A 12,589-nucleotide genomic window follows, 5' to 3' on the forward strand; every position below is an offset into this window, starting at 1 on the left:
CATGGATCCGTCAACGCCCTTCATCCGCCGGCCGGTCGCAACCACGTTGTTGACCTTCGGACTTGCGGCCGCCGGCATTGTCGCGTTCTTCAAGCTGCCGGTGTCGCCGCTGCCGCAGGTGGATTTTCCGACCATCTCGGTGCAGGCGACGCTGCCCGGCGCCAGCCCGCAGGACGTCGCGACCACGGTCGCCAGCCCGCTGGAGCGGCATCTCGGCCAGATCGCCGACGTCAGCGAGATGACCTCGTCGAGCTCGGTCGGTCAGACCCGGATCACGCTGCAGTTCAACCTCAATCGTGACATCGACGGCGCGGCGCGCGACGTGCAGGCCGCGATCAACGCGGCGCGGGCCGATCTGCCGACCAGCCTGCGCAGCAATCCGACCTACCGCAAGGTCAATCCGGCCGACGCGCCGATCCTGATCCTGACGCTGACGTCGGATACGCTGACGCGCGGCGCTCTCTACGATGCCGCGTCGACGGTCTTGGCGCAGAAGCTGTCGCAGGTCGAGGGCATCGGCGAGGTGGTGGTCGGCGGCAGCTCGCTGCCCGCCGTGCGCGTCGATCTGATCCCGCAGGCGCTCTACAAATACGGCATCGGGCTGGAGGATGTCCGGGCGGCGCTGTCGAGTGCCAACGCCCACAGCCCGAAGGGCGGCATCGATGTCGGCGACCAGCGCTACCAGGTCTACGCCAACGACCAGGCCAACAAGGCCGACGACTACAAGCCGCTGATTGTGGCCTACCGCAACGGCGCGCCGGTCCGCGTCTCCGACGTCGGCGAGGTGACCGACGGCGTCGAGAATTTGCGCAACGCCGGGCTCGCCAACGGCAAGCCTGCGGTACTGCTCATCCTCTACCGCCAGCCGAACGCCAACATCATCAGTACCGTTGACCTGGTGAAGGGGCTGATGCCGCAGCTGCAAGCCTCGATTTCGCCGGCGATCGACATCGGTCTTGCGGTGGACCGCTCGACCACCATCCGCACCTCGCTCAGGGACGTCGAGCGAACCCTCGTGCTGGCTGTGCTGCTTGTCATCATCGTGGTGTTCGCGTTCCTGCGCAGTGCGCGCGCCACATTCATTCCCGTCGTGGCGGTCTCGGTGTCGCTGGTTGCGACCTTCGGGGCGATGTACCTGTTCGGCTACAGCCTGGATAATCTGTCCCTGATGGCGCTGACGGTCGCGACCGGCTTCGTGGTCGACGATGCCATCGTCGTGCTGGAGAACGTCACCCGCTACATCGAGGACGGCCTGAGCCCGCTCGAGGCGGCGTTGAAGGGCGCCAACGAGGTCGGCTTCACGGTCCTGTCGATGAGCGTCTCGCTGATCGCGGTGTTCATCCCGATCCTGCTGATGCAGGGCATTGTCGGCCGGCTGTTCCGCGAATTCGCGATGACGATCTCGATCTCGATCCTGATCTCGCTCGCGGTCTCGCTCTCGACCACGCCGATGATGTGTGCCGTGCTGCTCAAGCCGGACAAAGGCAGCCACGGGCGGCTCTATTGGGCCAGCGAGCGCTTCTTCGAGATGATGCTGAATTTCTACCGCAGGACGCTGAACGCGGCGCTGGCGCATCCGCTGTCGGTGATGCTGATCCTGGCGGCGGTGTTCGGCCTCAACTTCTATCTCTACGACGTGATCCCGAAGGGCTTCTTCCCGCAGCAGGACACCGGGCGGCTGGTCGGCTCGATCCAGGCCGACCAGAGCGTCTCGTTCCAGCTGATGCAGCAGAAGCTCGCGCAGTTCGTCGGCATCATCAAGCGCGATCCGGCGGTGGAGACGGTGGTCGGCTTCACCGGCGGGGGGCAAACCAATTCCGGCTTCGTGTTCGTCTCGCTGCGTCCGCTCGACCAGCGCAAGATTGGCGCCGACGGCGTGATCTCGCGGCTGCGCCGTGAGATGTCGGTGGTGCCCGGCGCGAGCCTGTTCCTGCAGGCAGTGCAGGACATCAGGGTCGGCGGACGGCAGTCCAACGCGCAGTACCAGTACACGCTGCAGGGATCGACGCTGGAGGAGCTCAATGAATGGACGCCGAAGATCGCGGCGGCCCTGCAGCGCGATCCGAACCTGGCCGACGTCAACAGCGACCAGCAGAACAAGGGCCTGGAGTCCGATCTCGTGATCGACCGCGACGCCGCGGCACGGCTCGGCATCACGGTCAGCCAGATCGACAACACCCTCTACGACGCCTTCGGCCAGCGGCAGGTGTCGACCATCTATGTCGCGCGCAACCAGTACCATGTCATCATGGAGGTCGCGCCGCGATACTGGCAGAACCCGCAGACGCTAAAGGACGTTTATATCAGCACGTCGGGCGGATCGGTCGGCGGCTCGCAGGCCACCAACGCGGTGGCGGGGACCGTGGTGGCGCCGGGGACTTCAAGCGCCGCCAATTCGGCCAATGCCCAGGCCGCGCGCAATCAGGCCACCAACTCGATCGGCTCGACCGGGAAGGGCGTGGCCTCGACCGGTTCGGCCGTCTCGACCAGCAGCGAGACCATGATCCCGCTGTCGGACGTCGCCGCCTTCAAGGAGGGCGCGACGCCGCTTGCGGTCAATCATCAGGGGCTGCTGGTCGCCAACACCATCTCGTTCAACCTGCCGCCAAACGTGTCGCTGAGCACCGCGGTCGGCAGCATCGAGGCGACCATGAACCGGATCGGCGTCCCGGCCACGATCCGGGGCACATTCCAGGGCTCCGCCAAGGCGTTCCAGGATTCGCTCTCCAACCAGCCGTTCCTGATCCTGGCCGCGCTGGTGACGATCTACATCGTGCTGGGTGTGCTCTACGAAAGCTTCGTCCACCCGCTGACGATCCTGTCGACATTGCCCTCCGCAGGTGTGGGCGCCTTGCTGGCGCTGATGGCATTCAAGACCGAGTTCAGTATCATGGCGCTGATCGGCGTCATCCTGCTGATCGGCATTGTGAAGAAGAACGCCATCATGATGATCGACTTTGCGCTGGAGGCGGAACGCAAGCGCGGGCTGGAGCCGCTCGAGGCGATCAGAGAGGCGTGCCTGCTGCGCTTCCGACCGATCATGATGACGACGATGGCCGCGTTGCTCGGCGCGGTGCCGCTCGCCGTCGGCATGGGCGACGGCGGCGAGCTGCGGCAGCCGCTTGGCATCGCCATCGTCGGCGGGCTGCTCCTGAGCCAGGTCCTGACCCTCTATACGACGCCGGTCATCTATCTCTATCTCGATCGGTTCCGCTTATGGGCCCAGCGCGTCCGCCGCGGCGGCGCCATGCGGATGCCGGGCTCCTCACTTCAACCGGGCGAGTAAATGCCGACAGTTGCAGCATTGCGAAATCTTCAGGTGTTGCGGAAACCGGCCCGGTTGCTGCGCGTGGCGGCGTTCGGTGGCCTCAGCCTTGGTCTGTCCGGGTGCATTCCCGGGGCGGAGAAGCCCGAGCTCAGTCTCGAAGTGCCGGCGAGCTATCGCGCCGCCGCCAAGGGCGATGCCGACGCGGCGGTTCCGGCGCTCGCCTGGTGGCGCGGCTTCCGCTCGCCCGAGCTGACCGGGTTGATGGAATCCGCGCAGCTCTACAATCTCGACATCGCGGCGGCGATCGCCCAGATCGTCCAGGCCGACGCCCAGGTCGGCGTTTCCGGCGCCGCGCTGCTGCCTTCGGTCTCGGGATCGGCGAACGCCGAGCGCGAAAAGCTGGCGACAGGATCGAGTTCGTCGCTTGGCAGCAGCGGGACGTTCTCGCAATACAGCCTGGGGCTCAGCGCGAGCTATATCGTCGATTTCTGGGGCAAGAACCGCGCTACGCTGGCGGCGTCGGAGGAGAGCGCCACCGTCTCCCGCTACAATCGCGAGGTGGTCGCGCTGACCACGATGGCAACGGTGGCCAATACCTATTTCCAGGTGCTGGCGGCGCAGGACCAGATCAAGGTCACCCGCCGCAATCTGGCGGCGGCCGAGCGCATCCTTGCATTGATCAAGTCGCAATTCGCCGGCGGCACCGCCTCGCAGCTCGATTTGTCGCAGCAGGAGGCGCTGGTCGCGACGCAGCGCGCGGCGATCCCGCCGCTCGAGGTGACGGTCGGGCAGAACATCGCTTCGCTCGCCGTGCTGGTGGCGCGCGCGCCGGCCAATTTCACGGTGCGCGGCGGCAGCACCACGCAAATCGCGGTGCCGCGCGTCACCCCGGGAATGCCGTCGGAACTGCTCTATCAGCGGCCTGACGTGCGCCAGGCCGAGGCGCAGCTCGCATCCTCCAATTTCAGCGTCGACGCGGCGCGCGCGGCGTTCTTCCCGCAGATCCAGCTGACCGGCACCACCGGCTTCCAGAGCGTGGCGCTGGCCTCGCTGTTTGCACCGGGCGGCTGGTACTACACGCTTGCCGCCGGGCTGACGCAGCCGCTGTTCGACGGCTTCCTGCTCGAAAGCCAGCTGAAGCTCGCCAAGGGCCAGCAATTGCAATTCCTGCAGGCCTATCGCAAGGCGGTGCTGTCGGCCTTCGCCGATGTCGAGAAGGCGCTGATCGCGCTGCAGAAGTACACGCTGCAGGAGCGCCTTCAGTCCGATGTGGTGGCGAGCTCACGCAAGGCGTTCGAGGTCTCGGAGACGCAGCTGCGCGGTGGCACGGTCAATCTCATCACCGTGCTGCAGACGCAGCAGACGCTGTTTACGGCTGAACTGAACCTGGTCACGGTGAGGCTCAACAAGCTGCTGGCGGCGAGCAGCCTGTTCCAGGCGCTCGGCGGCGGCTGGACGCCCGCCGGCACGCTGGCGGCGGCGGTGCAGTGAGGTCATGCAGCGGTTCGTCACACTCGTCGTCGTCATCCTCGTCATCGCGCTGGGCTCGCCGCTCGGCACAGCCCGGGCACAGCAACGTGCGCCGAACAGCGTTCCGCTCGCCTTCGGCATGAACGCCGACCAGGCCAGCCAGTCGCTGGGCGTTCCCCTGAATTACGTTCGCGGCACGCCGGGCAATGAATTGTTCGTCGCGCTGCCCAACGTCAGGGGCAGCGTGCTGTCGAGACGCAGCGACGGGCTCTATCTGCAATTCGGCAAGGGTCGCCTGATCGCCTGGAAGGGCGATTGGGGCACCAATCCGCAATGAGGGCTTTGGCCATGACTGCCATGAGGGGACTGATCGCCTGCGCCGTCATCGCGCTCAGCGCGGCCGCGGCATCGGCACAGGAGCGGCCGCTGCGCTACGGCAGCACCGGCGGGGCGTATTTCGACGGCCGCGACGACGACCGCGATTTCCGCAGCAACGGCTATTTCCCGGGCAGCTTTGCCGCCGATCCCTTCAGCGCAGGGTTCGGGGCGGCGGGCCTGTTCGGCTCGACGCCGTGGCACTCTGCGCGGCCGTATCCGTCGCAGGTGATCTTTGGCGCGCCGTGTCAGGATTGCCGCCCGTACCGGACGCGGCGGCAGCGCGACAGGCCGGATTGAGAGGCGGGTGTTTTAGCCCTGAATACGCACGAGCTCGTCGATGATGCGCGGCTTCATCCAGCCGACCTTGTCGACGATCTCCTGACGAAGCGTGTCCTTCTCCGTCTCATATTGTTCGCGCGTGATGCCGCCTTCGCCGCCGGTGGCCGTGACGCCGTATAATTCCAGTGCAGCCTCGTGGCGCGCCTTCCATGCGGTCACGTGCTTGGCCAGGACGTCAGTGACGGCAGGCACGGTGCCGGGATGGCCGGCGATGCCGCACATTTGCCTGGTGCGCTCATCTGCCGCCAGCATCAGCACGTTCCAATCGTCGAAGCCGATCAGGTTCAGGCTCGCATAGAGGAAGGGTACGCATACGACGGAGGCCGCCTGATTGACGCATGCGCGCGGGCACGGCGAGGTCTATGATGGCATTGGGTGAAGGGTGAAGGTCAGGCGGCCTGCTGATTGGCTGGCTTGTCGGCCTGGCGCAGGAGCTTCCATTCCCAGGGCAAGAGCTCGTGCAGACGCGATGCGGGATGATCGGCGATACGGGCCAGGACGTCGGCGAGCCAGGCCTTGGGATCGACGTCGTTGAGGCGACAGGTCGTGATCATCGTCAGCATGATGGCGGCACGGTCGGCGCCGCGCTGGCTGCCGGCGAAGGTCCAGTTGCGCCTTCCCAAGGCGATGCCCCTCAATGCGCGCTCAGCGCAATTGTTGGTCAAGCAGATCCTGCCGTCGTCGAGGAAGCGGGCGAAGCCGTCCCAGCGCCTGAGCATGTAGTTAATCGGCTTCAGGACCTCGGAGGAACGCGAGAGGGTTTCGCGCTCGCGGAGCAGCCAGGCATGCATGTCCTCGAGAAGTGACTTACTCTGTTCCTGGCGAGCGGCACGCCGCTCGCCGGCACCGCGGCCGTTGATGGCGCGCTCGATCTCGAACAACGTATCGAGGCGTCTGACAGCCTCCAGCGCGATCGGGGAGACCGGTTTGCCTTTCTTGCCTTCCCGAGCATTTTTCGTACGCATACGACGGAGGCCGCCTGATTGACGCATGCGCGCGGGCACGGCGAGGTCTATGATGGCATTGGGTGAAGGGTGAAGGTCAGGCGGCCTGCTGATTGGCTGGCTTGTCGGCCTGGCGCAGGAGCTTCCATTCCCAGGGCAAGAGCTCGTGCAGACGCGATGCGGGATGATCGGCGATACGGGCCAGGACGTCGGCGAGCCAGGCCTTGGGATCGACGTCGTTGAGGCGACAGGTCGTGATCATCGTCAGCATGATGGCGGCACGGTCGGCGCCGCGCTGGCTGCCGGCGAAGGTCCAGTTGCGCCTTCCCAAGGCGATGCCCCTCAATGCGCGCTCAGCGCAATTGTTGGTCAAGCAGATCCTGCCGTCGTCGAGGAAGCGGGCGAAGCCGTCCCAGCGCCTGAGCATGTAGTTAATCGGCTTCAGGACCTCGGAGGAACGCGAGAGGGTTTCGCGCTCGCGGAGCAGCCAGGCATGCATGTCCTCGAGAAGTGACTTACTCTGTTCCTGGCGAGCGGCACGCCGCTCGCCGGCACCGCGGCCGTTGATGGCGCGCTCGATCTCGAACAACGTATCGAGGCGTCTGACAGCCTCCAGCGCGATCGGGGAGACCGGTTTGCCTTTCTTGCCTTCCCGAGCATTTTTCTCGATATCAGCCAGCTCGAAGAAGCCCCGCCGCGCATGGGCCACGCAAAACGCCGGCGTAATCGGCAGCGCCTTCTTCTGCGGGTCGAACAGCGGCTCGAAGCCGCTGTAGCAATCCGCCTGCAAGATGCCGGCGAAGGCGGCCAGATGTCTCTGTGGATGCTCGCCTCGTCGGTCGCTCGAGGCGTAATAGACCGCTGCCGGCGGCGCAGGCCCGGCGAACGGCCGGTCATCCCGCACATAAGTCCAGATCCGCCCGGTCGTGCACTTGCCCTTCGCCAGAATACGGATGGTGGTGTCGTCGCCATGAAGGCGCTCTGCAGCGAGCACGTGGCGTTCGATCAAGTGGAAGAGCGGCATGACGGCGAAGGTCCCGTGGCCGACCTGGTCGGCCAGCGTCGACAACGGCAGGTCGATCCCCTCGGCCTTAAAGCGCGCACTCTGGCGGTTGAGCGGGATATGCATGCCGAACTTGTCGAACAGGATCGTCGCCAGCAATTGTGGGCCGATGAAGCCGCGCGGCGTGGCATGGAACGGCGCGGGCGGCTGGCTGATCTTCTCGCAATCGCGGCAGGTGAACTTCTCGCGTACCGTCTCGATCAGCTTGAAGCGGCGCGGGATCTCCTCCAGCGTCTTGGTCACATCCTCACCGATCTTCGCCAGCCGCGATCCACCGCAGCAGGCGCAGGTATTGGAGTCTCAATGACGACGCGCTCGCGTTCGATATCGTCAGGCCATGGCTTGCGCACCGGCCGCTTGCGCATGAAGGGGCGGACGTTCTGCGTCTTCGCCGCTGCGGCCTGTGCGGCAAGCTCATCCTCGCTCGCCGTGGTGACGAGTTCTTCGAGCTCCAACTCCAACTGCTCGAGCAGCCGTGCCGAGCGCTCGGATCGCTGCCCGTGCAGTTCGCGTTTCAGCTTCTCGATGCGCAACTCGAGATGAGCGATCAGCGCCTCGGTATCCGACAGTTTCGCCTGCGCATTCGCGGCTTGCGCCTGCCAGTTGGCGGCCTTCGCCTCGGCTTTCTGTCGCGCCTCACGCTCGGCCTGCAGCGCCGCCAGGGCACTGACAAGGTCCGATGGAAGATCATCCGGCTTCGATATCATGGAGCCATTGAATCAGATCGAGCAGCAGATTCAAACCGTAAAACGACTATCCGACCCGCGTCGGACGCTGGGTTTCTTGAGGGTTGCGCCAATCGATCCCGGACAACAGATAGCTCAACTGCGCCGGAGAGATCGTTACCGATTCACCAGCAACCGATGGCCAGATGAACCTGCCTCTCTCGAGTCTTTTGGTGAACAAGCAGGCGCCCTGGCCATCGTGCCAAATGACCTTCAATAGATCACCGCGTTTGCCCCGGAAGCAGAAAAGACCGCCGCCCATGGCGTCGCGCTTGAGCACTTCCTGCACGCGCAGAGCCAGGCTCGGAAAGCCGCACCGCATGTCGGTATGGCCCGTCGCCAGCCACACCCGCACGCCCGTCGGGATCGGGATCATCGGCGCGCCAGGCCCCGAGCAATTCGAACGACCGCCTCGATATCCGCACCGGGGCCGAAGACCACGCGCAGCCCCTGAGGGCTCACGATTTCGATCTGACCTGTCTCGACAGCTTCCGTCGTTGGCGGCGTACTTGCCGCAACTATCGCAGGGACGAATGTCGGGCCGATCGAATCCTCTTCGGCCGGATCATGACAGGTCCAAGCCTTGCGCCAGCTCAGCAGAAGCTGACGTGATATCCCATACCGGCGAGCCGTCGCCGACACCAGTCGTGGCCCCGAGAAGCTCTCCTCTACGATTCTGAGCTTCTCCGCACGCGTCCAGCGTCGCCGCCGACCGGTCTCCACCAAATCCATGCGGCTCAGCACCGCACTGTCCTTATGTCCGTCCATAAGGACAGTCAGCTACAGATCGGAAAAACTCGCAAGACGGCCGCCCTCGGACGGATACGAGGAAGGCGCCATCCTCGCCGTCCCAGATCGTGTGGTCGATTACCAGGAAGGGGACGGCGCGGCAGTAGGCGTAGCGGGCGGTCATGTCGCGGTTGAAGGCTTCAGAGCGTTCATCGAGCCGCTTTTTCGCCGCGGCGAACATCGCGATGTAGTCCTCGGCCGTCTTTCTGATATTGCGCGGATCGTCGGGGTTGAAGCCGAGATCGCGCAGCATCGCACCGACCTTCGGATCGTCCCAGATGTCCTTGGGAAAGACCCGCGTCACGCCATCCGCGTCAGGTGTCGGACGCATCAATTCCTGGAGTTCGCCCAGGGTGTGCTGCTTCTTCCCGAAGGTGATCCTGCGCCCGAACATGGGTAGCGCCTCCTGCCAAGCTGGTGGCGGGATTTTGGCAATCAACGTCGATTTGTTTCTTAATAGGGCGGAAGGGCGACATTCCGATCGAACAACAGGATGACGCAGCCGTTAAATCAGACGCGACAAATCGATCGAATTCGCTGCCTCCGGCAGCCTAATTTGCGGCGACGCTCGTCGATTTCGCCAGCGCCGGGCTGACGCGGGCGAACCGCAGCACGAACCGGGTGCCCTGGTGGTTCGGGTCGCGCTCGACGCTGGCGTCGAGCTTGGCGGCCATCGCGGTGACGATGCGCTGGCCCATGCCGGTGCCGCGCGGGTCGGCCATATCGGAAAAACCGACGCCGTCATCGCTGATCGAAAGCTGCAAATCCTCGGCCTGCGGCTTCAGCTCGACATGGATCGGACCGGCGCCGTCGGGATAGGCGTATTTCACGGCGTTCATCACCAGCTCGTTGACGATGATGCCGATCGCGACCGCGCGGTCGGGGTCGATCTCGATCGGGTCGGCCTTCAGCGTCAGCCGCGACATCTTGTTGCCCTCGGCCGATCGCCTAAGATCCTCGAGCAACGCCTCGAGATACTGGTTGAGCATCACCGTCTTGAAGTCGTGCGAGGTATAGAGCCGACGGTGCACCTGCGCGACCGCGGCAACCCGGCCCACGGCGTTGGTGAGCGCCGCCTTGACATCCTGCTGGCTCGCGGAGTTGGCCTGCAGATGCAGCAGCGATGCGATGATCTGCAGCGAATTGCCGACGCGATGGTTGACCTCGCGCAGCAGAACCTCGCGCTCGGCGGCGAGCGCGGCGTAGCGGTCGCGCGAGGCGTGGACCTCGGCCTCGGCCTCGTCGCGCGCCTTCTGGATCGCGGCCTGCCGGATCGCGCCGTTCACCGCGACCTGGAGCAGGGGAATGAAATCGCCCCTCGCGTCCTTGACCAGATAGTCGGCCGCGCCGGCCTTCAGCGCGGTGACCGCGATCGCCGAATCCTGCGAGCCGGTGACGAACACCACCGGCGGCGCGTCCGCGATCTTGAGGATCTGCTCCAGCGTCTCCAGCCCGTCGAGGCCGGGCATGACCTGGTCGAGCGCGATGACGTCGATGTCGCCCTGGGCGAGCCGGTCGAGGCCTAGCTGCCCGCTTGCGGCGTGCACGACCTTGAAACCCGCGCGCGTCAGCCTGCGTTCGACCAGGCGCGCCAGCGCCGCGTCGTCGTCGATATAGAGCAGTGTCGGCGTTGCGCTGGTCATATCGAAGCAGGTGGCACCTGAATCACGGAAAAGAACAGGCCAAGCTGGCGAATGGCGTTGGCAAAGCTCTCGTAGTTCACCGGCTTGGTGATGTAGACGTTGCAACCGAGTTCGTAGCAACGCTTGATCTCCTGGGAGTCGTCCGTCGTGGTCAGCACGACCACCGGCGTCGCCTTGAGATACTTGTTCTCCTTGACCCGACGCAGAATATCGATGCCGCTCGTGTCAGGCAGATTGAGATCAAGCAGGATGAGCAGGGCCTGCCCCTTGCGCTCGACCGCGCTGCCATCCTTGCCGAACAGGTAGTTCACGGCCTCTGTACCGTTGGTGAACGGGACGATCTCATTGTTGACACCTGAGCGCCGGATATTGCGCTCAATCAGGCGGGCATGGCCCTCGTCGTCCTCGATCATGATGATGGTGACTGGATCGCTCATGATTCCTTATCCCGGTGCTTGCCTGACCAATTGATCGGCAGCGTCACTGTGAATGTGCTGCCGTTGTGAAGTTCCGATGCTACCGACATGGTGCCGCCCAGTCTGCGCACAAGTGCGCGGACATGGGCAAGCCCGATGCCCTGACCGGGCTTGTCCTGGGGTCCGGCGCGGCGGAACAGGTCGAAGATGCGCTGGTGGTCCTTCGGGTCGATGCCGCGGCCGTTGTCGGTGACCTCGAAGATCGTGAAGCCGAGCTTGGTGCGGCCCTCGATCGCGATCTCGCCGGGGACACCGTCCTTGAGATATTTGAGCGCGTTGTCGATCAGATTGGAGAAGATCTGCTCCAGCGCGAGGCGGTCGCTGACGAGGTTGGGCAACGTGCCGACCTCGATGGTCGCATTGGCCTCGACCGCCTGATGGGCGACCGTCTTGACGATGCCGTCGATCAGTTCGCGAAGATCGATCCGTTCGGGCTTGAACTCGCGGCGGCCCTCGCGGGTGAGGTTGAGGATCGCGCTGATCAGGCGGTCCATCTTGGCGATCGACGACTTGATGAAGCTGAGCGACTCGTTGAAATCGTCGGATAGCTGCTTGTCGGAGCCTTCGAGTTCGGGCTCGGCCACGTCGGGGGCGTCTTCCATCGCCGGCGCCAGCGACGCGGAGCGATTGAGCGTGGCGATGCGCTTGAAGATGTCGCCGCGCAATTCCTCCAGCTCACTGGTGAATCCCATGATGTTGACCAGCGGCGAACGCAAATCATGGCTGACGATGTAGGCGAAGCGCTGGATTTCCTCGTTGGCCTCGCGCAGGTCGGCGGTGCGCTCGTCGACGATGGTTTCGAGATTGACGTTGCTGTCGCGCAGCCTGGCCTCGGCCTCGTCGCGCGCCCGCGACGATAGACGCAGCAGCACGATTGCGAATCCCGCGAGCGCCAGCACCATGCAGGAGCCGGCGATCGTGACTGAGGAGGCCAGCACCTGGGTCCTGTCCGCGGTCGCGGTGCGCATCGCCAGCAGGCGATCCTCCTCGGTGCGCATGTCACGGCCGATCCGGGCGATCGCCTCGATTGCCTCGGTCGATGTGCCCTTGCGCAGGATGTCGATGCTGGTCGCGACGTCGTTGTTCTTGACGCGCTCGATACCGAGCGCGAACTCGGCCAGCCGTTGCTCGACGGCGGCCTTGAGCTTTGCGGCATTGGCGACCTGCGCCGGATTGTCGACGGTCATCATCTGGAGATGATTGAGCGCGGCCGGGATTCCTTCCGCAGCAGATTCATACTCGGACAGGTATTGTGGTGCCGATGTCAGCAGATACGCCCTGGTCGCACTTTCGGCGCGCCTGATATCGACCAATAGGTTGGCGACCTGGCTTTCGACCTCGACGGTGTGGACCACCCAGGCGTTGTCCTCGCGCGCCTTGTTGACCAGGATGACCGACGCCACGCTGATCGCGACCAGCACGAAAAATCCCGCCGAAAGCAGCAGGATCTGGAGCGTCGACCTGCGTCGTGAAACCGGTGTCACGACGTTCTCA

The 12,589-nt window shown here is 64.7% G+C and carries 12 protein-coding genes and 1 pseudogene; 4 read left to right on the plus strand and 9 right to left on the minus strand.

What is annotated here, in order from left to right; all coding sequences use genetic code 11:
* The first annotated feature begins 1 nt into the window (after position 1).
* Genes HAP54_RS34720 through HAP54_RS34735 form a run of 4 tightly spaced genes read left to right on the plus strand, consistent with a single transcriptional unit; the run spans position 2 to position 5,413 of the window.
* Positions 2-3,286, plus strand: coding sequence for an efflux RND transporter permease subunit (locus tag HAP54_RS34720; protein WP_166294863.1), 3,285 nt, complete (start codon positions 2-4; stop codon positions 3,284-3,286).
* Complete coding sequence (locus HAP54_RS34725) at positions 3,287-4,759, plus strand: efflux transporter outer membrane subunit (protein ID WP_166294864.1); 1,473 nt, start codon at positions 3,287-3,289, stop codon at positions 4,757-4,759. It begins immediately after the preceding gene.
* Positions 4,760-4,763: 4 nt separating this feature from the next.
* The gene (locus HAP54_RS34730) at positions 4,764-5,075 is read left to right on the plus strand and encodes a hypothetical protein (RefSeq protein WP_166294865.1); all 312 of its coding nucleotides are present in this window, start codon (positions 4,764-4,766) and stop codon (positions 5,073-5,075) included.
* An 11-nt stretch (positions 5,076-5,086) separates the two neighbouring features.
* Complete coding sequence (locus HAP54_RS34735; RefSeq protein WP_224741646.1) at positions 5,087-5,413, plus strand: BA14K family protein; 327 nt, start codon at positions 5,087-5,089, stop codon at positions 5,411-5,413.
* A 12-nt stretch (positions 5,414-5,425) separates the two neighbouring features.
* On the opposite strand, the gene HAP54_RS34740 is transcribed toward HAP54_RS34735, so the two are convergent.
* The 9 genes and pseudogenes from HAP54_RS34740 to HAP54_RS34780 form a co-directional block, all read right to left on the minus strand.
* Positions 5,426-5,713 (minus strand): hypothetical protein, encoded by a 288-nt coding sequence (locus HAP54_RS34740; RefSeq protein WP_166294867.1) that lies wholly within the window; start codon positions 5,711-5,713, stop codon positions 5,426-5,428.
* 131 nt (positions 5,714-5,844) lie between these two features.
* A pseudogene (locus tag HAP54_RS34745) lies at positions 5,845-6,411 on the minus strand (IS66 family transposase); the annotation flags it as partial.
* An 85-nt stretch (positions 6,412-6,496) separates the two neighbouring features.
* A protein-coding gene (gene tnpC / locus HAP54_RS34750) for an IS66 family transposase (protein ID WP_166294868.1) occupies positions 6,497-8,169 on the minus strand; the annotation gives its coding sequence in 2 pieces (ribosomal slippage) (positions 6,497-7,755 and positions 7,755-8,169; 1,674 coding nt in all).
* A gap of 46 nt (positions 8,170-8,215) precedes the next feature.
* Positions 8,216-8,563 carry an IS66 family insertion sequence element accessory protein TnpB gene (gene tnpB / locus HAP54_RS34755; RefSeq protein WP_063676425.1) on the minus strand — a complete coding sequence of 116 codons (348 nt, stop codon included), beginning with the start codon at positions 8,561-8,563 and terminating at the stop codon, positions 8,216-8,218.
* Positions 8,560-8,955 carry an IS66-like element accessory protein TnpA gene (gene tnpA, locus HAP54_RS34760; RefSeq protein ID WP_166202956.1) on the minus strand — a complete coding sequence of 132 codons (396 nt, stop codon included), beginning with the start codon at positions 8,953-8,955 and terminating at the stop codon, positions 8,560-8,562. The genes tnpB and tnpA overlap by 4 nt, the downstream gene beginning before the upstream one ends.
* The gene (locus HAP54_RS34765) at positions 8,942-9,370 is read right to left on the minus strand and encodes a hypothetical protein (protein WP_166294870.1); all 429 of its coding nucleotides are present in this window, start codon (positions 9,368-9,370) and stop codon (positions 8,942-8,944) included. Before HAP54_RS34765 ends, tnpA begins: the two co-directional genes overlap by 14 nt.
* 157 nt (positions 9,371-9,527) lie before the next feature.
* A complete protein-coding gene (locus HAP54_RS34770; RefSeq protein WP_166294872.1) occupies positions 9,528-10,619 on the minus strand; it encodes a sensor histidine kinase in 1,092 nt (363 codons plus the stop codon).
* Positions 10,616-11,056 carry a response regulator gene (locus tag HAP54_RS34775; protein WP_166294873.1) on the minus strand — a complete coding sequence of 147 codons (441 nt, stop codon included), beginning with the start codon at positions 11,054-11,056 and terminating at the stop codon, positions 10,616-10,618. Before HAP54_RS34775 ends, HAP54_RS34770 begins: the two co-directional genes overlap by 4 nt.
* Positions 11,053-12,579 carry a sensor histidine kinase gene (locus tag HAP54_RS34780; RefSeq protein WP_166294875.1) on the minus strand — a complete coding sequence of 509 codons (1,527 nt, stop codon included), beginning with the start codon at positions 12,577-12,579 and terminating at the stop codon, positions 11,053-11,055. Before HAP54_RS34780 ends, HAP54_RS34775 begins: the two co-directional genes overlap by 4 nt.
* Between the last annotated feature and the right edge of the window lie 10 nt (positions 12,580-12,589).

This window comes from Bradyrhizobium sp. 2S1 (genome assembly GCF_011516625.5).
In the GTDB taxonomy this organism is placed as follows: Bacteria; Pseudomonadota; Alphaproteobacteria; order Rhizobiales; family Xanthobacteraceae; genus Bradyrhizobium; species Bradyrhizobium septentrionale.

Excerpts from the sequence above, each read along its gene's own strand:
- HAP54_RS34720 (WP_166294863.1), top strand. The coding sequence starts at position 2 with ATGGATCCGTCAACGCCCTTCATCCGCCGGCCGGTCGCAACCACGTTG.
- HAP54_RS34725 (WP_166294864.1), top strand. The coding sequence starts at position 3,287 with ATGCCGACAGTTGCAGCATTGCGAAATCTTCAGGTGTTGCGGAAACCG.
- HAP54_RS34730 (WP_166294865.1), top strand. The coding sequence starts at position 4,764 with ATGCAGCGGTTCGTCACACTCGTCGTCGTCATCCTCGTCATCGCGCTG.
- HAP54_RS34735 (WP_224741646.1), top strand. The coding sequence starts at position 5,087 with ATGACTGCCATGAGGGGACTGATCGCCTGCGCCGTCATCGCGCTCAGC.
- tnpB (WP_063676425.1), bottom strand. The coding sequence starts at position 8,563 with ATGATCCCGATCCCGACGGGCGTGCGGGTGTGGCTGGCGACGGGCCAT.
- tnpA (WP_166202956.1), bottom strand. The coding sequence starts at position 8,955 with ATGGACGGACATAAGGACAGTGCGGTGCTGAGCCGCATGGATTTGGTG.
- HAP54_RS34765 (WP_166294870.1), bottom strand. The coding sequence starts at position 9,370 with ATGTTCGGGCGCAGGATCACCTTCGGGAAGAAGCAGCACACCCTGGGC.
- HAP54_RS34770 (WP_166294872.1), bottom strand. The coding sequence starts at position 10,619 with ATGACCAGCGCAACGCCGACACTGCTCTATATCGACGACGACGCGGCG.
- HAP54_RS34775 (WP_166294873.1), bottom strand. The coding sequence starts at position 11,056 with ATGAGCGATCCAGTCACCATCATCATGATCGAGGACGACGAGGGCCAT.